This window comes from Salipiger bermudensis (genome assembly GCF_020171625.1).
Lineage (GTDB): Bacteria > Pseudomonadota > Alphaproteobacteria > Rhodobacterales > Rhodobacteraceae > Salipiger > Salipiger bermudensis_B.
This window is the reverse complement of sequence record NZ_JAIUZY010000006.1, coordinates 241319-259972: the sequence shown is the minus strand read 5'-3', so window position 1 is coordinate 259972 and position 18654 is coordinate 241319. Positions and strand designations below refer to the sequence as shown.

The window sequence follows — 18654 nt, the reverse complement described above, 5'->3', positions numbered from 1 at the left end:
GGAACTCTCCTTTGCAATGAGGACGGGGCCGCCACGCGGGGCGGCCCCGGTGTCGGTCACTTCGACGGCACGCGGCCGCCGGTGAAGATGTTGTAAAGCAGGCCACCCAGCACCGCGCCGATCACCCACGCGTAGCCGTTCAGGAAGCCAAGAGCGGGCAGCCAGACGGTCGCGATGGAGAACACCGCGGCGATGGCGAAGGCCTTGACCGCCGGGGCGTTCCAGCCATTGCCATAGTGGTACTCGCCGCTGTTCAGGGTGTAGAGCGCGGCGCGGTCCAGCGTCTGTTTGCGGTGCCAGTAGTAGTCCACGATCATGATCCCGAAGATCGGGGCCAGCGTGGCGCCCAGCGTGTTGACGAAGCCCCCAATCCCGAAGGCGCTGATGAAGCTCGTCCACAGCCCGCCGATCACCAGCGCGAAGAGCGAGGTGATCAGTCCGCCGACGCGGAAACTGATGCGCCGGGGCGCGAGGTTCGCGATGCCGTTCACCGCGGGAATGAAGTTGGCCACGAGGTTGATGCCCACGGTCGCCGCGAAGAAGGTGACGGCGGCGATGATGCTGAGCAGCACGCTGTCGGTGCGCTCGACGATTTCCGTCGGGTTGATGATCGCCTCGCCATAGACGACTGCCGCGCCGCCGGTGGTCAGCAGCGCGAGCGCCGAGAACAGGATCATGTTGAAGGGCAGCCCGGCGAGGTTGCCGGTCTTCATGGCGCTCTTGGTTCTGGCGTAGCGTGAGAAGTCCGAGAAGTTGATCATCACGGCGGCGAAGTAGGCGACCATGGTGCCGACGATGGCCACGAAGCCGTTGAACTCGGTCAGGAAGGTGCCCTCGGGGTTGGCAAAGATCGTGGCGGTGGCGTTCAGCAGCTCTCCGTCGGACTTCTGCCACAGCACGATGACGAGGCCGATCATCACGAGGTAGACGAAGGGGCCGGCGATGTTGAGGAAGGTCTCGACCCAGTTCATGCCGCGCCAGAAGATGACGATGTGGAACGCCCAGACCAGCACGAAGGACAGCCAGTCGATGCCGGTCAGGCCGAGGAACACGGTGCCGCTTTCCGCGCCGGTGAGCGAGCGGATGAGCAGCGCAAGCGCGGTCGAGGCGAAATAAACCTGCACCCCGTACCAGAACACCGCGACCGTGGCGCGCAGGATGGCGGGCAGCTTGGCGCCCTCGGTGCCAAGGCTGGCGCGGGCGAGCACGGGGTAGGGGATGCCGTATTTCTCGCCCGGCGCGCCGGAGAGGTTGACCATCCACATGGTGAACAGGCCCGCCGCGATCAGCCCGGCAAAGGCGGTCCAGCCGCTGACGCCGTAGGAAATGAACAGCGAGGCCACCAGCGAATAGCCGAACAGCGACTGCACGTCATTGGCCCAGATGTTGAAGATGGCGAACCAGCCCCACGTCTTTTCTTCCGGCGTCACGGGATCGAGCGCCGTGTGCGCCCCCGGATCTGCGCCCAAGGCGGCGTCCTGCGTGATATCGGTCATTGTCTTCTCCCTTTCAGACAGTGGTAAGTTATTGTTATTCCATCTGCCTTTTCGTGCGTCTGTCCGCCACCGCCCGGAGGAAGGGGCATACGGAACAGTCGACTTCCCGGCCCCTCGGGGGCCGGGTCCTCCAATCACGAAAAGTCAGTATGCCTTGCCGCGCGCCGAGACCGGCCACACGGTTTCAACCTTTCCGTTGCGAACGCCGACGTACCAGTCATGCACGTTGGCGGTCGGGTCGCAGTGGCCGGGGACGAGACGAAGCTTGTCGCCGACCTTCAGCGCGCCGTCGGGGTCGCTGATCACGCCGTGCTCGTCCGAGCACTTGATGTATTCCACATCGTCGCGCCCGAAGATGAACGGCAGGCCGCTGTCCACGGACTGGGCCTTGAGCCCGGCATCGCAGATCGCCTTGTCGGCCTTGGCGTGCGACATGACCGAGGTGAGCAGAAAGAAGGCGTTTTCCCACTCGCCCGCGTCGATGCGCTTGCCGTCCTCGTCCAGGATGCGGCCGTAATCGGCATCCATGAAGGCGTAGCTGCCGCATTGCAGCTCGTTGTAGAGGCCCGAGTTCGCTTCGAAGTAGTAGGAGCCGGTGCCGCCGCCGGAGACGAGGCCGGTGTCGATACCCTCGGCCTTCAGCGCCTCGACCGCGTCGCCGACCTGCGCCACGGCGGCGTCGATCTTGGCCTTGCGGTCGGCGTAGCTGTCCATGTGCTGCATCGCGCCCTGGTAGGCCTGGATGCCCTTGTAGGACAGGGCGGGCGCGGCCTCGACGGCCTTCACGATCTCGACCACCGCCGCGTTCGTGGTGACGCCGCAGCGGCCCGCGCCGCAGTCGATCTCGACGAAGATGCCAAGCTCGGTGCCGTGCTTTTGCGCCGCCTCGGACAGTTCGGCGACGTTCGCCACGTCGTCGACGCAGACGGTGATCTCGGAGCCGTGCTTCGGCAGCTGCGCGAGGCGGTCGATCTTGGCCGGGTCGCGGACCTGGTTCGAGACCAGCACGTCCTTGATGCCGGCACGCACGAAGACCTCGGCCTCCGACACCTTCTGGCAGCAGACGCCCGCCGCGCCGCCGAGCTCCATCTGCAGCTTCAGCACGTCGACGGATTTGTGCATCTTTCCGTGGGCGCGGTGGCGCATCCCGTGCGCCTTCGCGTAGTCGCCCATCTTCTTGACGTTGCGCTCCAGTGCGTCGAGGTCGAGCACCAGTGCAGGGGTCTGGATGGAGGCCTCATCCATGCCGGGCTTGGCGGGAATGTCGAAGCCGACTTCATAAGCGTCGAGGTTGGTCATGTCTTTCATCTCGTGTTCCTTTGTCGGGGTGGGCCGGGCAGAGGCCCGGCCAACGGCATGGCGGTGCGGCTCAGACCATCCAGGGCAGACGGTCGAGGTCGACGTTGCCGCCGGTGAGAACGATGCCGACGCGCTTGCCACGGAAGGCGTCGGGGTTTTTCAGGACGCAGGCCATCGGCACGGCCGAGGACGGCTCCATCACCACGCGGAGGTGCTTCCAGACCAGCTTCATCGCGTCCACGATCTCGGTTTCCGAGGCGGTGTAGATCTCGCTCACGTGGTTCGACACGAAGTGCCAGGTCAGATCCTTGAGTGGCACCAGCAGCCCGTCGGCGATGGTCTTGGGCGCATCGTCGGCGATGATGTGGCCGGCCTTGAAGCTGCGATAGGCGTCGTCCGCCTGCTCGGGCTCTGCCGCGATCACCTGGCATTCCGGCGCCAAAGTCGCCAGCGTCAGGCAGGTGCCCGAGATCATGCCGCCGCCGCCGATCGGGGCCACGACCATGTCGAGCCCGTCGGTCTGTTCCATGAACTCCTTCGAGCAGGTCCCTTGGCCCGCGATCACCCGCGGGTCGTTATAGGGGTGCACGAAATCGCCGCCGGTCGCCGCCTGAACCTCGGCAAAGGCCGCCTCGCGCGAGCTGGTCGAGGGCTCGCATTCGGTGATCTTCCCGCCGTAGCGGCGCACGGTGTCCTTCTTGGCCTGCGGCGCGGTGCGCGGCATGACGACGTTGCAGGGGATGCCCCGGCGCATCGCCGCGTAGCTGAGGCAAGAGGCGTGGTTGCCGCTCGAATGCGTCGCCACCCCCTTGGCCGCCTGCGCGTCGGCGAGGCCGAACACCGCGTTGCAGGCCCCTCGGACCTTGAAGGCCCCCGGCTCCTGGAAGTTCTCGCACTTGAAGAACAGGTCCGCGCCGGTGAGCTCGTTGAGGTAGGCAGATTGGCGCAGCTCGGTCCGCCGGACATGCGGCTTGATGCGCGCGTGCGCGACCAGCATGTCCTCGTAGGTGGGGATGATCATGGCGCTGTCCTTCATGCGGCGGCCCTCAGCGGCGTGCGGTTGGCGCGGTAGTAGTCCTGAGCCGCGGCGACCCCCGAGCCGAGCCGGATGTCCAGACCCAGATCGGCCATGACCATCTCTGCCGTGGCGAGGCCGGAGAGCGCCATCACATCGGTCAGCGAGCCAAGGTGCCCGATGCGGAAGACCTTGCCCGCGACCTCGCCGAGCCCGGTGCCAAAGGCGACGCCATAGGCGCTCGCCGCGTGCTCGACGATCTGGGTGGCGTTGAAGCCCTCGGGCGTGCGGATCGCGCTGACGGTGTCGGAGTAGAGCTCCGGGGAGACGGCGCAGAGCTCCAGCCCCCAGGCGCCCACGGCGGCACGCACGCCCTCGGCGATGCGGTGGTGGCGGGCAAAGACGTTCTCCAGCCCCTCGTCGAGCAGCATCCCGCAGGCCTCGTTCAGCCCGTTCAGTAGGCCCACGGCGGGGGTGTAGGGATAGGCGTTGTTGGCATAGCCCTTGGCCATGTCGGCCACGTCGAAGAAGGTCCGCGGCAGGGTCGCGGTCTTCGTGGCCTCCATCGCCTTGGCGCTGAAGCCGGTGATCGCAAGACCCGGCGGCAGCATGAACCCCTTCTGCGAGCCCGCGACGGCGACATCCACGCCCCATTCATCGAAGCGGAAGTCCATCGAGGCGATGGAGCTGACGCCGTCCACGAAGAGCAGCGCCGGGTGGCCGGCGGCGTCGAGCGCGCGGCGCACCGCGGCGATGTCGGATTTGACGCCGGTTGCCGTCTCGTTATGGGTGGCCAGAACCGCCTTGATTCGGTGGCCGGTGTCGGCGGTGAGGATCTCTTCGTAGCGGTCGGCGGGCAGGCCGTGGCCCCACGGCGTCTCGACCACCTCGACCTCGAGCCCGTGGCGTTGGCACATGTCGATCCAGCGCTGGCTGAACATGCCGTTGCGCGCCGCCAGAACGGTGTCGCCCGCCGACAGGCAGTTCGTCAGCGCGGTTTCCCAACCGCCGGTGCCGGTCGAGGGAAAGATGAAGATCTCGGCGCTGTCGCTCTTGAGCACCTTGCGCACGCCCTCGCGCGCCGGGTGCAGGATCTGTCCGAACAGCGGCGAGCGGTGGTCGATGGTCGGCATGTCGCAGGCCTTGCGCAGCCGTTCGGGGATATTGGTCGGGCCGGGAATGAAAACCGGATTCTGAAAGCTCATGGCGTGTCTCCCTTCGTCATGCCTGGCAGCTTAGGCGCGGCCGGAGCGCAGGGATATTTTTTTGAATGCATTTTTCATTTCTGCGGCGCGCGGGAAAATGGAAGCGTTTACAGGCGCTTGAAATTTTCATATCGTGAAGCGGCATTTCACGGAAACCGAAAGACATCTCATGGATTCGCAAGAAAATGGCCCGCGCGGAAGCCGCAAGGCCCGTGGCCGACCGCGTGACTGGAACGACAAGACCGCCCAGAACACCATCAAGTCGCTGGACCGCGCCATGGAGGTCTTCGAGTTCCTGAGCGAACGGCAGGGCATGGCCCTCAGCACGATCTCGGATGAGATGGGGCAGTCGCCCTCGACGGTCTATCGCGTGCTGGTTACGCTCGAGGGGCGCGGACTGGTGGAATTCGACGCCGAGGAACAGCTCTGGCACATCGGCGCGCGGGCGTTCACCATCGGGGCACGGTTCCTGCGGCGCACCAGCCTCGTCGACCGCGCGCGCCCGGTGATGCGACGGCTGATGGAGGCGACCGGAGAGACCGCCAATCTCGGCGTGGAGAAGGAGGGGCAGGTGCTGTTTCTCAGCCAGGTCGAGACGCACGCCAACATCCGCGCCTTCTTTCCGCCCGGCACCCTGTCGGCGATGCACGCCTCGGGCATCGGCAAGGCGCTTCTGGCGCAGATGGACGAAGATCGGCTGTCGCGGCGGCTGAAGGGCGGATTGCAGTCCTTCACGCCCCGGACGATCACCGACCCGATGGCGCTTCAGGAAGATCTCGCCGCGATCCGGGCGCGCGGCTACTCGGTCGATGACGAGGAGCGCAATCTCGGGATGCGCTGCATCGCAGCCCCGGTGTTCGACGCCGCGGGCGAAGCGCTGGCGGGGATCTCGGTCTCCGGCCCGACCAGTCGGGTGACGGCGGACGCGCTCGACAGGCTGAGCCGCCCCGTGATCGAGGCGGCCCGGAGCCTGACGGAGGCCATCGGAGGGCAGGTTACTCGGCAGCCTTGAGCCTCTTTGCGCGGGGCTGGGCCAATGCGCCGGGGCGCAGGCTCATGTGCCGGTTGACGTCCTTGTAGAGCAGGTAGCGGAACGGACCGGGGCCACCCGCGTAGCAGGCCTGCGGGCAGAACGCGCGCAGCCACATGAAATCGCCCGCCTCAACTTCGACCCAGTCATTGTTCAGCTTGTAGACCGCCTTGCCCTCGAGCACGTAGAGCCCGTGTTCCATGACATGCGTTTCGAGGAAGGGGATGACCCCGCCGGGTTGCAGGGTGACGATGGTCACATGCATGTCGTGGCGCAGGTCGGCGGGATCTACGAAGCGCGTGGTGGCCCATGCGCCATTGGTGTCGGGCATCGGCGTCGGCGCGATGTCGGCCTCGTTCAGGATCAGCACGTCCGGCTCGTCAAGGCCCGGGGCCGGTTCCCAGATCTTGCGCACCCAGTGGAACCGCAGCACCTCGGAGCCGCGATTGTGCAGCTGCCAGTCGGCACTGGGCGGCAGGTAGGCATAGCCGCCGGGGGTCAGGACATGGGTTTGGCCATCGACCTGCAGGGTCGCCTCGCCCTCGACGATGAACAGCACGCCCTGGGCGCCCTCTTCGGTCTCGGGCATGTCCGAGCCGCCACCGGGCTGCACTTCCATGATGTACTGGCTGAAGGTCTCGGCAAAGCCCGACAGCGGGCGGGCGATCACCCACAGCCGCGTGTCGCTCCAGCCCGGCAGGAAACTCGTGACGATGTCGCGCATCGTGCCCTTGGGGATCACCGCGTAGGCCTCGGTAAAGATGGCGCGGTCGGTCAGAAGCTGGTCCTGCCCGGGCAGGCCGCCCGTCGGGGCGTAGTACTTGGGCGACATCTGGGTCTCCGTGAAAGCCGTATTGGCAAGAGTATGCGCGGCAGCGATTTCCCCCGAAACCCGCAATGATCGGACAAGTCTTTTCCGGAAAATTTGAAAGTGAGCGGCTTGGGTGCGGGGTTTCGACGGGCCGGCTCCGACCGGTCGCGCGGCGAACCACGAAGCGAAACGGCAGGCCGGAAGGCGCCCGCGCCTCTCCTTCGGGCGCGGGCGGCGCGCGTCCGGTCAGGCCGGCTCGGGCATGAGATGGCGGTCCTTAGGGCGCGCTGCGCGCTTGCGCGCGGTGCCCGACACGTAGACCTCTGCGACGGCGCGGTCGCAGCCCATGACCTGCAGGATGAAGAGCTCTTCGGCCAAAGTGCCTGCCCGTTCGGTCCTGAGCGCCATCGCCTCGGTGGCGGCAGAGTCGAGCACCACGATATCGGCCTCGGAGCCTGCGTCGAGCGTGCCGATCCGGTCCGCCAGTCCCAGCACCTCTGCATTGCCGCGGGTGGCCCAGTGAAAGGCGCGCATCGGATGCAGCGCCTGGCCCTGAAGCTGCAGGACCTTGTAGCCCTCGTTCAAGGTCTGGAGCATCGAATAGCTGGTGCCCGCGCCCACATCCGTGGCGATGCCGCTGGCGATGCCGCGCTGGCGCAGGCCCGCGTCGTCGAACAGCCCGCTGCCAAGGAAGAGGTTCGAGGTCGGGCAGAACACCGGATGCGCCCCGGTCTCGGCTAGCGCGTCGATCTCGCGCGGCTCGAGGTGGATGGCATGGCCCAGAAGTGTTTTCGGACCCAGCAAGCCGTTGCGCTGGTAGACGTCGAGATAATCGCGCGCCTCCGGGTAGAGCTCGGCGGTGTAGGCGATCTCGGCCCGGTTCTCCGACAGGTGGGTCTGCACGTGGCACTCCGGGTGCTCGGCGGCCAGCGCCCCAGCCATCCGAAGCTGTTCCGGCGTCGAGGTGATGGCGAAGCGGGGCGTGATGACATAGCCGTTCCGCCCCCGCCCGTGCCAGCGGTCGATCAGGGCCTTGCTGTCGTCATAGCCCGATTGCGCCGTGTCGCGCAGCCCGTCCGGCGCGTTGCGGTCCATCATCACCTTGCCGGCCAGCATCCGCATGTCGCGGCGCGCGGCCTCGGCAAAGAGCGCCTCGGCGCTTTCGGAATGCACCGAGCAGAAGCTGACGGCGGTGGTGGTGCCGTGCGCGATCAGCAGGTCGAGAAAGGCCGAGGCCATGCGGGCGCAATGCGCCGGATCGGCAAAGCGGGTTTCCTCGGGGAAGGTGTAGCCGTTCAGCCAGTCGAGCAGTTGCGCCCCCCACGAGGCGATAACCTGCACCTGCGGAAAGTGAATATGCGTGTCGACGAAGCCCGCCATCATCAGGTGCGGGCGGTGGTCGGTGACGGGCGCTTCGGGGGCCTGCGCCCTGACGTCGGCAAAGGGGCCGGTGGCCGCGATCACTCCGTCGCGGATCAGCAGGCCCGCATCCTCGAGATAGGTATAGGCCTCGGTGTCGGTCTGGTCCGCCGGTTCGCGGTGAAAGGTCAGAAGCCGTCCGCGCAGCAGGGTCTCGGTCATTTCGGGTCTCCGTTTCGGAAAGGGGCGGGGCGGCGCGGGGGCCGCCCTGCAAGCGTCAGGCGCGCTGCGGCACTGCGTCGTCCATCAGGTCGGGCTCGTCCGGCACGATGATCCGCTCCTCGAGGTCCTCCTTCGGCGCTACGAGGGGATAGAGGCAGAGGAAGCCGCCGATGATCAGGTAGCCAAGGGTGATGCCATCGAGCTGCGGCATCTGCAGCGAGGCCGCGTGGATGATGCCCACCGAGGACATCGCGGCCGCGGCCAGCGCGAAGCCGCCCGCCGCGCGGAACCGCCCGTCGATCACGTCGGCCACGATGGCGCCCCAGATCAGGCCGGTCAGGATGGCCCCCTGGCTGAGCGCGAGGTGGCCCTCGAAATGCGCCCCCTCCATCAGCAGCGCGGCGGTCAGGTCGGCATCGCCCAGCGAGGGCAGCCCCTCGACCCCCTGCGCCCGGAGCGCGTTCATCAAGGAACCCCACTTGGTGATGAGCAACGACGAGACATGTGGGAGGATGGCGAAGGACACCGCAGCCAAATGCGCGGGCTTCACCGCCCAGGCCGTGTTGGTGATCAGGCTGACGGCCACGAAGACCAGCACCGGTGCTGCCGCCGCCACCGGGATCAGCCCGGCGAGCAAGGACAGGAAGCCGAGAAAGGCCGCCGCCGCGATGACGAGCGCCACGCCGATTATGTAGCCCGCCCGCGCGTCCAGCCGCTTGTAGGCCGGGTGGCCGATATAGACCGTGGTGGGGAAGGGAGAGCCGAACACCGCACCGATCATGGTGCCCGCGCCATCGGTCAACTGACACACGCCCACCGGGTAGCTATCGCCCGCGGCCTCGGCGCTCTCGACGTTGTTCATGGTCTCGATGAAATTGTAGATCTGCACCGGCACCAGCACGAGGAACAGCTCGGGATTGGCAAAGAGGTACTGAACGCCCGCGATCAGGTCGCCAAAATACGGCACGGGCGGATAGAAGCCGAGGCCTGACGTGTCGAAGGTCGACTCGCCCAGAAACACGGCGATGACCGTGCCCGCCAGAATGGCGACGAGGCCCGCGGGCAGGTTGCCCGGCAGGCGGAAGCGTCCGATCAGCCCCCACAGGATGAAGAGCAGCGCGGTGAAGCCGATCACGGGTTGCTCGAAGATCTGCGAGAGGGGCACCGCGCCGATGAACATGAGCGCAATGCCGCACAGCGTGCCCAGCATCCCGGCCCGCGGGGTGATCCGCTTCAGCCGCGGGCCGACGATGGCGCCGAGGGCGGCGACGATGCCGCCCATGAAGCCCGCGCCGATCCCCACCTGCCACGCCAGGAGCGGGTCCTGCGTGGCCCAGTAGATCGGGCCGATCACGCCGAAGAGGTAGACGAACATCACCGGCGTCGAGAGGCCGTAGGGCAGGGCGGTCACGTCGCGGCCCGTGCGGTTCGCGGTCACCTTCGCCATGACGGTGTAGACCGCCACCCCGGCGAGAATGGCGATGGCGGCGCCGGGGACGATGCGTCCGAAGACGATCTCGGCCGGCATGTCGAACACGAACTGGCAGATCCCCGACAGGATCAGCAGGTTCACGAGGTTGTCGGTGAACAGCGCCCAGAAGGCGCTGGAGTCGCCGCGCGACACCAACCGGTAGTTGTAGCTTGTCCCGTCCATGACGGTCTCCTCCTCCGTAATGACCAGCCCCGCCTCCCGCTATCGGGCCGACGCTCCCTTCTGGTCGTGATGATGGCCCCTTTCGGGGGTCTGTCCTGACCCGGCCCGGCCGGTGACCCGCTCCCCACGGGTCAGCTCGGCCAGAACCTCGGCCACGACGAAGGCCGCGATCAGGGCGGGCCGTTTGTCGCCGCTGCCCTGCGCCCCGATGGGGCAGGTGAGCTGGCCGAAATCGCAGGGGCCGCAATGCTGGCGCATCCAGCTGCGCAGCTTCGCGCGCTTGGTGGCCGAGCCGATCATGCCGACATAGGCGGCGTCGCCCCTCTCGAGCGCCGCGGAGGTCAGCAGAAAGTCGAGCCCGTGGTCGTGGGTCAGCACCACGAAGGCGCTGCCGGCGGGCGCATTGGCCACCTCGACCTCGGGGATGGCGGAGACCCGTGTCTCCACAGCCGCCGTGCAGAGGGCGATCTCGCCGGCGCGCGGATCGACGAGGATGGTGCGCATCGGCAGGTGTTGCAGCAGGTCGGCCAGCGCCCGACCCACATGGCCCGCGCCCATGACATAGACATGCGGCAGGGCGGCGGTCTCGGCCTCTGCCCGATCCAGCGCCGCGCCCTTGTCCGAGGCGCGCATCCGTTGCAGCGACAGCTCCACCCGTCCGCCGCAGCATTGCCCGATCTCGGGCCCGAGCGGCACGTCCATCTCCCGGCTCAGGGCGCCGTCGCGGAGCATGGCGCGCGCCGCCTCGACGGCGCGATGTTCCAGCTGGCCGCCGCCGATGGTGCCGTAGAGCGCCTCGCCGGCCACGAACATCTCGGTGCCCGCCTCGCGGGGCGAGGACCCGCGCACGCGGGTCAGCGCCACGCGGATCACCGCGCCGTGGGTCTCGAGAAAGGCCGCGAGAGTCACGCCGCGCCCCGGCGCAGGCGGTCCACCGCCATCAGCACGCGCTCTGGCGTGGCGGGCGCGTCGAGCCGCGGGCATTCGCGGTAGTCCGCGACCGAGGCCACCGCCATCGACAGCGCCTCGAAGACCGAGATGCCCAGCATGAAGGGCGGCTCTCCGACCGCTTTCGAGCGCTTGATCGTCAGCTCGCGGTTCTCCGACCAGTCTGCGAGGTTGACGTTGAACACGCGCGGCCGGTCCGAGGCGAGCGGGATCTTGTAGGTCGACGGCGCATGGGTGCGCAGGCGCCCCGCATCGTCCCACCACAATTCTTCGGTGGTCAGCCAGCCCATGCCCTGGATGAAGGCGCCCTCGACCTGCCCCTTGTCGAGCGCCGGGTTCAGCGAGCGGCCCACGTCGTGCAGGATGTCGGTCCGCTCGACCCGGTATTCGCCGGTCAGCGTGTCGATCGTGACCTCGGAACAGGCGGCGCCGTAGGCATAGTAGTAGAAGGGGCGGCCCTGACCCTTGTCGCGATCCCAGTGGATCTTGGGCGTCTTGTAGAAGCCCGCCGCGGACAGCTGGACGCGGGCGAGGTAGGCCTGCCTGATGAAGGCATCGAAGCTCAGCACCTCGTCGCCGATCAGCACGCGGTTGGCCTCGAAGCGCACGGCCCCGGGCGGCACGGCCCAGCGGTCGCAGGCGAACTCCACCAGCCGCGCCTTGATCTGCTCGACCGCGTTCAGCGCCGCCATGCCGTTCAGGTCGGTGCCGGACGAGGCAGCAGTGGCCGAGGTGTTGGGGACCTTCTCGGTGGTGGTCTTGGTGATCTTGATGCGCTCGAAATCGACCTGGAAGGCCTCGGCCACGACCTGCGCGACCTTGGTGTTGAGGCCCTGTCCCATCTCGGTGCCGCCGTGGTTCAGGTGGATGGAGCCGTCGTTATAGACATGCACCAGCGCGCCCGCCTGATTGTACCACGTCGCGGTGAAGGAGATGCCGAACTTCACCGGCGTAAGCGCGATGCCCTTCTTCAGGACCGGCGAGCCCGCGTTGTAGGCGAGGATTTCGGTCCGGCGGGCGCGGTAGTCGGCGCTCTCTTCCAGCTCCGAGACCAGACGGTCGAGGATGTTGTCCTCCACCTGCTGGTGGTACGGTGTCAGATCGCGCCCCTCGTTGCCGTAGAAATTGGCCTTGCGCACGTCGAGCGGGTCCTGCCCGGTGGCATAGGCGATTTCCTCGATCATGCGCTCGGCGGCGACGACCCCCTGAGGGCCGCCGAAGCCGCGAAAGGCGGTGTTCGACACGGTGTTGGTCTTCATCGGGCGGCTGGTCAGGCGCACATTGGGATAGAAATAGGCGTTGTCGGCATGGAACAGCGCGCGGTCGGTCACGGGACCCGAGAGGTCCGAGGAGAACCCGCAGCGCGCGGCGAAGGTGCCGCCGACGGCCTCGATCCGCCCGGTGTCGTCAAAGCCGACCTCGTAGTCGATGACGAAGTCGTGCCGCTTGCCGGTGGCGGTCATGTCCTGATCGCGGTCGGGGCGGATCTTGACCGCCTGTCCCCACTTCTTCGCGGCCATGGCCGCGACGGCGGCGAACAGGTTCATCTGGCTTTCCTTGCCGCCGAACCCGCCACCCATGCGGCGCACGTTCACCACCACCGCGTTCGAGGGCACGCCGAGAACATGCGCCACCATGTGCTGCGCCTCGCTGGGGTGCTGGGTCGAGCAATGCACGATCACGTCGTCATCCTCGCCCGGGATGGCAAAGGCGATGTGCCCTTCGAGATACATGTGATCCTGACCGCCCACGGTGATGCGGCCCTTGATCCGGTTCTTCGCAGCGGCAAGGCCGGCGTCGAGGTCGCCACGCTCGAGCTTCAGCGGCGCGGTGACATGCGGATAGCCGGCCTCCTGCGCGGCGACGGGGTCGAGCGCATGGGGCAGCGGGGTGCAGTCGATGCATGCCCGCTCCGCCGCGCGGCGGGCGATGTCGCGGGTTTCGGCCACCACGGCAAACAGCGGCTGGCCGTGGAACTGGATCCGGTCGGTGGGAAAGACCGGCTCGTCATTGCGGCCCGTGGGGCTGATGTCGTTGACGCCGGGCACGTCCGCGGCGGTGAGCACGCCGACCACGCCGGGCACCGCCAGCACCTCGCTCAGGTCGAGGCCGTGCAGCGTCGCGTGGGCCACGTGCGAGACGCCGAGATAGGCGTGCAGGGTGCCCTCGGGCATGGCGATGTCGTCGGTGTAATTGGCCCGGCCCGTCACGTGCTTGACCGCGCTGTCGTGATTGTGGTCGCTATGGGCGGCGCCGGTGATGGTCAGAGTGTCCTTCATGGTCCAGTCCCTCAGGCGGTTGCGAGTTGGGCGGGCGCGGTGGTGTCGGCGTCCTGCTCGAGGAAGAAGCGGCGCAGCAGGTTCTGCGCGCTCAGCATCCGGTAGCCGGCCGAGCCGCGCCAATCGCTGAGCGGAGAGAAATCCTCCGCCAGCGCCTCGGCGGCGGCCTCGAAGGTCGCGTGCGCCCAAGGCTGCCCGATGAGCGCGGCCTCGGCCTGCGCGGCGCGCTTCGGTGTCGCCGCCATGCCGCCAAAGGCGAGGCGGGCCCGGGTGATCCGGCCCCGCTCGACCGTGACGCTGAGGCCCGCGGCCACGGTCGAGATGTCCTCGTCCCGGCGTTTCGAGATCTTGTAGGCGGCGTTGCGGTCTGACGCGCCGGGCAGCGGAATGCGGATGCTCTCGACGAACTCGCCCGCGGCGCGGTCCTGCTTGCCGTAGTCGAGGAAGAAGCGCTCGAGCGGCAGGGTGCGGCGCTCGGACCCGTGGCGCAGGGTGATCTCGGCCCCCAGCGCAATCAGAACCGGCGGCGTGTCCCCGATGGGAGAGCCGTTGGCGATGTTGCCGCCGACGGTGCCCATGTTCCTCACTTGCCACCCCGCGATGCGGTCCCAGTAGGGCGCGAGGTGCGGCAGGTGCTGCGACAGTAGCGACTGGCAGTCGGTGTAGCTGGCACCCGCGCCGATGAGGAGGTGATCGGCCTCCCGCGCGACGGTCTTGAGCGCCTCGAGATGGCCGGTGAAGATCGCCGGCCCGATGGGCCGCAGGAATTTCGTGACCCAGAGGCCGACGTCGGTCGCGCCGGCGACGATGGTGGCGCCGGGAGTTTCCACAAGACACTGCGCCAGATCGTCCACGTCGGCGGGCAGGATCGCCAGATTGTCGTCCGGGCCGGTGACCACGCGGCGTCCGTCACGCAGGGCGCGCAGGCGGGCCGTCATCGCCTCGCGCTCGGCTGTCAGGTGGTCGGCAGCGGGCGTGCCGTAGCGGCTGACGGCGACGGCGGCGCGGATGATCGGCGCATAGCCGGTGCAGCGGCAGAGATTGCCCTGAAGCGCCGTTTCGACCTGTGCCTCGGTCGGCTCGGGGGTTTGCATCCACAACGCATAGAGCGACATGACGAAGCCCGGCGTGCAGAAGCCGCACTGGCTGCCGTGAAAGTCGATCATCGCCTGCTGCACAGGGTGCAGCGCGCCCTCGGGGCCGGAGACATGCTCGACGGTGACGACGTGGCAGCCATCGACCGAGGCAAGAAACCGGATGCAGGCATTGACCGGCGCATAGATCAGCCCCGCCTCGGTCAGGCGGCCCACCAGCACGGTGCAGGCGCCGCAGTCGCCCTCGGCGCAGCCCTCCTTGGTGCCGGTCAGCCGTCGCTCCAGCCGCAGGAAATCCAGCAGCGTCCGGCTGGCGCCCACATCGCGGGCCGAGACCTCGCGCCCGTTCAGGATGAAACGTATGTCGTCGCGATATGTCATGCTCACCTCCCATGATCCCGGGGTGGAGGCTCCGGGATGACAGGCAGCATACGGCGGGCAATTGAGTCGAAAAATCGCCCCAAACGGCAAATACTTTCAACAGAATGTTGAAAAAGAGGCCGCGCAGGCGCATCATCCGCGCCGCAGAGGGAGGCGCGCATGTCCTATATCGAAAGCCTGCGGGTCTTTGTCCGAGTGCTGGAATTGGGTAGCATCACCTCGGGCGGGCGCGACCTGCGGCTGACCCCGGCGGTGGCCAGCAAGCGGCTGAAAGAGCTCGAGAAACACCTGGGCGTGCGGCTCTTCAACCGGACCACGCGGTCGATCACCCCCACCGAGGCGGGGCATGTGTTCTATGACGAGGCCAAGACCGTCCTCACCGCGCTGGAGAACGCCGAAGCGCGGGTGGCCAGCTTCTCGCAGGTGCCGCGCGGTGCGATCCGCGTGACCGCGCCGCTGGGGGTCGGGCGGCGGATCGTGGCGCCTCTGGTGCCCGCCTTTTCCGACGCCTACCCCGAAACCGAGGTGCGGATGCGCCTGTCGGACCGCAAGGTCGACATGCTGGCGGATGGGCTCGATGTGGCCTTCTTCATCGGAGATCCCGGCGACTCGAACATGAAGCTGCGCAAGATCGCCGATTGCGACCGGGTGCTGTGCGCAGCCCCCGGCTACCTGGCACGCCGCGGCACCCCGAAGACCCCGGACGAGCTGCTGCATGGCGGGCACAATTGCCTGCTGCTGCGCTATCCCCGCTCGCCCGAGTATTTCTGGACGCTACAGACCCCCACCGGACCGCAGAAGCTCGAGGTCCGGGGCCGCTACGATGCAGATGATGGCGACGTGCTGACCGACTGGGCGCTGGCGGGGCACGGGATCGTCAACAAGCCGCGCTTCGACGTGCAGGAGCACCTCGCCAGCGGTCGACTGGTCGAGGTCCTGCCCGAAACGCCGCCCCTTCCGACGATCTTCGGCTGCCTGTTCCCGCACAAGAAGCTGCAGGACCCCAAGATCCGGCTGTTCGTGGATCACATCGCCAAGCAGGGCAAGGCGCGGTTCGCGGTGTCCGCAGAGGCCTGAGCCTCGGCGGCGTGGGGTGCTCTCTATCGAGCGGCGCGTATTCTTCGCAGGCAGTTGCGCGTCGATCTTGATGACGCTCTTCGCTGCGGCGCCTGTCAGCGCCCCACTGCTCTTTGGCCGTGCGGAGGCTGCGGCACTGATGGTCTTCGCCGCGCTGGTCTGAACGCGCGCCGTCCGGACGCTGCCGAGCGCTAGGAGCCGGTTGCCCGCCGAGACGATCCGGCGGCGGCTGTCCCTCAGAGCAGCCGGCAGATGGACGAAGGGGCCACACCTCGGCGGCCCGCTCCGGCCTCATCCCGTGCAGGGGGCCATCTTCAACAGAACCTCAGACCGGGGCTGGCGTCGATTCGGCCCCGCATCTTCAGACCCTCAGCTAATGCGCGTCAGGCGATCAGCTTCTTGGCGACGTCGACCAGGAGCTTTGCCTGATGAGTGACGGAGGCCTTGCCGGCGTCGTCGAACTCCCCCGCCTTGGCGGAGTATCCGTACGGGTTGCCGCCCGAGGCATAGATCACGTCGTCGGTGTAGCCCGGCGGCACGATGATCGCGCCCCAGTGCATCGCCGTGGTGTAAAGCCCTAGGGTGGTGGCCTCCTGGCCGCCATGCGGGTTCTGCGCGCTGGTTGTCGCGGTGATGGCCTTGCCCGCGAGCTTGCCTTCGGACCAGACGCCGCCCAGCGTGTCGATGAACGCGCGAAGCTGCGAGGCGGACTGGCCGAAGCGGGTCGGCGCGCTGATGAAATAGCCGTCGGCCCAGACCATGTCCTCGGGGGTGACGATCGGAAGATGCGCCATTTTCTCGGCGGCTTCCTTCCAGGCGTCCTGGCCGTTCACCACTTCTTCGGGCGCGGTCTCGCGGACGCGGAGCAGCCGCACCTCGGCGCCGGCCTCCTTGGCGGCGTCCGCGGCCGCCTGGGCGATTTGGTAATTGGTTCCGTAGGTCGAGTAGAAGATCACTGCGATTTTGGGGGCTGCCATCGTGTCGTCTCCATGTGCCGGTTCAGGGTCGCAGGCAGGCTGCGCTAAGCCTCCTGCCGGTTTTCGGGTCCGAAGGTCACGCACTGGTCCCTCCGGAGATCACGACCTAGGGTGATTTTGCCCCGTGTCAGCAAATGGCGTTTCGCGAGGTGGAAAGGTCGTGACCGGTCGCGCACGGTGGCGAGGGAAGCGTTGAGGCACAGCACCGCCGCGCAACAGGGGCCACCCCTGCGGGTTGCTCCGTCTCGGGCGCGCTTGGGCATAGGCGGGGCGCGGTCTGCGGCGCCGCCCGGTGCAGGGCGCGCCCGAAGGTTAACCGTTGCAAACGCGAGTGCGTCCGAAACCGCCCGGCGCAACAGCCCAACCTCAGAGGAAGACGACGCGCTCCTTCGCAGAGCGCGTCGTGCAGTCTTAGGGAGCTCGCGGCGAAGACCCGAGGTCAGACGTATCGGTTGACGATATTCTCGAGAACCTCCTGCCGGCCCGAGCGCGGCTGCGGGTCGATGCCTTCGGAGATCACCCGCTCGGAGATCGTGGCCAGATCGCTGCGGAGCATCTGCTGCGCCGCGTCCGTGTCCCACCCGGCGTAGCGCTCGCGGCGGGGCGCCTCGAGGGCGTCGTCCTCGATCATCCGGGCGGCGGCCTTGAAGCCGCGCGCGCAGACGTCCATCGCACCGGCATGGCCCGCGATCAGGTCCTCGGGGTCCAGGGATTGCCGCCGCAGCCGGGCATCGAAGTTGGTCCCGCCGGTGGTGAAGCCGCCGTCACGCAGGATCTCGTAATAGGCCAGCGCGCACTCGGGCACGTTGTTGGGGAACTGGTCGGTGTCCCAGCCGGATTGGTAGTCGTTGCGGTTCATGTCGATCGAGCCCAGCACGCCCAGCTCACGCGCCAGCGCCAGCTCGTGCTCGAAGCTGTGCCCGGCGAGGATGGCATGACCCTGCTCGATGTTCAGCTTCACTTCCTTTTCCAGACCGAAATCCTTTAGGAAGCCGTAGATCGTGGCGACGTCGTAATCGTATTGGTGCTTGGTCGGCTCCTGCGGCTTCGGCTCGATCAGGATGGTGCCGTCGAAGCCGATCTTCTTGGCGTAGTCGACCACCATGCACAGGAAGCGCCCGGCATGTTCGCGCTCGCGCCCCATGTCGGTGTTGAGCAGTGTCTCGTAGCCCTCGCGCCCGCCCCAGAGCACGTAGTTCGCCCCCTTCAGCCGGTGGGTGGCGTCGAGGCACGCCTTCACCGTGGCGGCGGACCACGCAAAAACGTCGGGATCGGGGTTGGTGGCTGCCCCGGCCATGAAGCGGCGGTTGCTGAAGAGGTTGGCGGTCCCCCACAGCAGCCGGGTCTTCGAGCTCTCCATCTTGCGCTCGAAGATGTCGACGATTTCCTCGAAGTTGCGCAGGCTTTCGGAGAAGTTCGCGCCCTCTGGGCGAATATCGGCATCGTGGAAGCAGAAGAAGGGCACGTTGAGCAGATCGAACATCTCGAAGGCGACGTCGGCCTTGCGGCGCGCCGCGTCCATGTCCTCGCCGAACCAAGGCCGATCGAAGGTGCGCCCGCCAAAGGGATCGCCACCCTCGTAGGCGAAGCTGTGCCAGTAGGCGACGGCGAAGCGCAGGTGGTCCTCCATGCGCTTGCCCATGACGATCTCGTCGGGGTCGTAATGGCGGAAGCAGGTCCCCTCGCCCTCGGGGTCGAAGCGCAGCGGTTTGAGGTCGCCAAAGAAGTCAGACATATGCGGTCCTTTCATCGCCTCCCCGTCCGATGGGAGAGGTCTGCAAATTTCGGTGGGTGGGGCGCGCGGAGG

14 protein-coding genes are annotated in these 18654 nt (G+C 67.4%); 2 read left to right on the top strand and 12 right to left on the bottom strand.

What is annotated here, in order from left to right:
- Positions 1 to 56: 56 nt before the first annotated feature.
- The 4 genes from LCM15_RS13180 to bhcA all read right to left on the bottom strand — a co-directional run bounded on the left by LCM15_RS13180 (position 57) and on the right by bhcA (position 5015).
- Entirely contained in the window at positions 57 to 1496 is a 1440-nt protein-coding gene (locus LCM15_RS13180) for an NCS1 family nucleobase:cation symporter-1 (RefSeq protein WP_224857129.1), read from the bottom strand.
- A 144-nt stretch (positions 1497 to 1640) separates the two neighbouring features.
- Positions 1641 to 2804 carry a 3-hydroxy-D-aspartate aldolase BhcC gene (gene bhcC / locus LCM15_RS13175; RefSeq protein WP_224857127.1) on the bottom strand — a complete coding sequence of 388 codons (1164 nt, stop codon included), beginning with the start codon at positions 2802 to 2804 and terminating at the stop codon, positions 1641 to 1643.
- 61 nt (positions 2805 to 2865) lie between these two features.
- Complete coding sequence (bhcB, locus tag LCM15_RS13170) at positions 2866 to 3831, bottom strand: beta-hydroxyaspartate dehydratase BhcB (protein ID WP_224857126.1); 966 nt, start codon at positions 3829 to 3831, stop codon at positions 2866 to 2868.
- The gene (gene bhcA, locus LCM15_RS13165) at positions 3828 to 5015 is read right to left on the bottom strand and encodes an L-aspartate--glyoxylate aminotransferase BhcA (protein WP_224857124.1); all 1188 of its coding nucleotides are present in this window, start codon (positions 5013 to 5015) and stop codon (positions 3828 to 3830) included. Before bhcA ends, bhcB begins: the two co-directional genes overlap by 4 nt.
- A gap of 169 nt (positions 5016 to 5184) precedes the next feature.
- Between bhcA and bhcR the strand changes: the two genes are divergently transcribed.
- On the top strand, positions 5185 to 6027 hold the full coding sequence (gene bhcR / locus LCM15_RS13160; RefSeq protein ID WP_224857122.1) for an HTH-type transcriptional regulator BhcR: 843 nt from the start codon (positions 5185 to 5187) through the stop codon (positions 6025 to 6027).
- Here bhcR and LCM15_RS13155 read toward each other — a convergent pair.
- From LCM15_RS13155 to xdhA, 6 genes are all read right to left on the bottom strand, one after another.
- Positions 6011 to 6877: a bifunctional allantoicase/(S)-ureidoglycine aminohydrolase gene (locus LCM15_RS13155; RefSeq protein WP_224857120.1), complete on the bottom strand. Its 867-nt coding sequence runs from the start codon at positions 6875 to 6877 to the stop codon at positions 6011 to 6013. The two genes, bhcR and LCM15_RS13155, sit on opposite strands and share 17 nt — an antisense overlap.
- A gap of 225 nt (positions 6878 to 7102) precedes the next feature.
- A complete protein-coding gene (gene guaD / locus LCM15_RS13150; RefSeq protein ID WP_224857118.1) occupies positions 7103 to 8437 on the bottom strand; it encodes a guanine deaminase in 1335 nt (444 codons plus the stop codon).
- A 55-nt stretch (positions 8438 to 8492) separates the two neighbouring features.
- Positions 8493 to 10091: a xanthine/uracil/vitamin C permease gene (locus LCM15_RS13145; protein ID WP_224857116.1), complete on the bottom strand. Its 1599-nt coding sequence runs from the start codon at positions 10089 to 10091 to the stop codon at positions 8493 to 8495.
- Between the two features lie 39 nt (positions 10092 to 10130).
- On the bottom strand, positions 10131 to 11000 hold the full coding sequence (xdhC, locus tag LCM15_RS13140; RefSeq protein ID WP_224857114.1) for a xanthine dehydrogenase accessory protein XdhC: 870 nt from the start codon (positions 10998 to 11000) through the stop codon (positions 10131 to 10133).
- Positions 10997 to 13318 carry a xanthine dehydrogenase molybdopterin binding subunit gene (gene xdhB / locus LCM15_RS13135; protein WP_224857112.1) on the bottom strand — a complete coding sequence of 774 codons (2322 nt, stop codon included), beginning with the start codon at positions 13316 to 13318 and terminating at the stop codon, positions 10997 to 10999. The genes xdhC and xdhB overlap by 4 nt, the downstream gene beginning before the upstream one ends.
- 11 nt (positions 13319 to 13329) lie before the next feature.
- Positions 13330 to 14793, bottom strand: a complete 1464-nt coding sequence (gene xdhA / locus LCM15_RS13130; protein ID WP_224857110.1) for a xanthine dehydrogenase small subunit — start codon at positions 14791 to 14793, stop codon at positions 13330 to 13332.
- Between the two features lie 159 nt (positions 14794 to 14952).
- Here xdhA and LCM15_RS13125 point away from each other — a divergent pair, with 159 nt between their 5' ends.
- Positions 14953 to 15870: a LysR family transcriptional regulator gene (locus LCM15_RS13125; RefSeq protein WP_224857108.1), complete on the top strand. Its 918-nt coding sequence runs from the start codon at positions 14953 to 14955 to the stop codon at positions 15868 to 15870.
- Between the two features lie 383 nt (positions 15871 to 16253).
- Here LCM15_RS13125 and wrbA read toward each other — a convergent pair whose 3' ends face one another.
- Positions 16254 to 16847 carry an NAD(P)H:quinone oxidoreductase type IV gene (gene wrbA / locus LCM15_RS13120; RefSeq protein ID WP_224857106.1) on the bottom strand — a complete coding sequence of 198 codons (594 nt, stop codon included), beginning with the start codon at positions 16845 to 16847 and terminating at the stop codon, positions 16254 to 16256.
- Positions 16848 to 17286: 439 nt separating this feature from the next.
- Complete coding sequence (gene xylA / locus LCM15_RS13115) at positions 17287 to 18582, bottom strand: xylose isomerase (protein WP_224857104.1); 1296 nt, start codon at positions 18580 to 18582, stop codon at positions 17287 to 17289.
- Between the last annotated feature and the right edge of the window lie 72 nt (positions 18583 to 18654).

Coding starts and splice junctions, on each gene's coding strand:
- guaD (WP_224857118.1), bottom strand. CDS start 8,437: ATGACCGAGACCCTGCTGCGCGGACGGCTTCTGACCTTTCACCGCGAA.
- LCM15_RS13145 (WP_224857116.1), bottom strand. CDS start 10,091: ATGGACGGGACAAGCTACAACTACCGGTTGGTGTCGCGCGGCGACTCC.
- xylA (WP_224857104.1), bottom strand. CDS start 18,582: ATGTCTGACTTCTTTGGCGACCTCAAACCGCTGCGCTTCGACCCCGAG.
- xdhB (WP_224857112.1), bottom strand. CDS start 13,318: ATGAAGGACACTCTGACCATCACCGGCGCCGCCCATAGCGACCACAAT.
- LCM15_RS13155 (WP_224857120.1), bottom strand. CDS start 6,877: ATGTCGCCCAAGTACTACGCCCCGACGGGCGGCCTGCCCGGGCAGGAC.
- LCM15_RS13180 (WP_224857129.1), bottom strand. CDS start 1,496: ATGACCGATATCACGCAGGACGCCGCCTTGGGCGCAGATCCGGGGGCG.
- bhcA (WP_224857124.1), bottom strand. CDS start 5,015: ATGAGCTTTCAGAATCCGGTTTTCATTCCCGGCCCGACCAATATCCCC.
- bhcC (WP_224857127.1), bottom strand. CDS start 2,804: ATGAAAGACATGACCAACCTCGACGCTTATGAAGTCGGCTTCGACATT.
- LCM15_RS13125 (WP_224857108.1), top strand. CDS start 14,953: ATGTCCTATATCGAAAGCCTGCGGGTCTTTGTCCGAGTGCTGGAATTG.
- bhcR (WP_224857122.1), top strand. CDS start 5,185: ATGGATTCGCAAGAAAATGGCCCGCGCGGAAGCCGCAAGGCCCGTGGC.
- bhcB (WP_224857126.1), bottom strand. CDS start 3,831: ATGAAGGACAGCGCCATGATCATCCCCACCTACGAGGACATGCTGGTC.
- wrbA (WP_224857106.1), bottom strand. CDS start 16,847: ATGGCAGCCCCCAAAATCGCAGTGATCTTCTACTCGACCTACGGAACC.
- xdhA (WP_224857110.1), bottom strand. CDS start 14,793: ATGACATATCGCGACGACATACGTTTCATCCTGAACGGGCGCGAGGTC.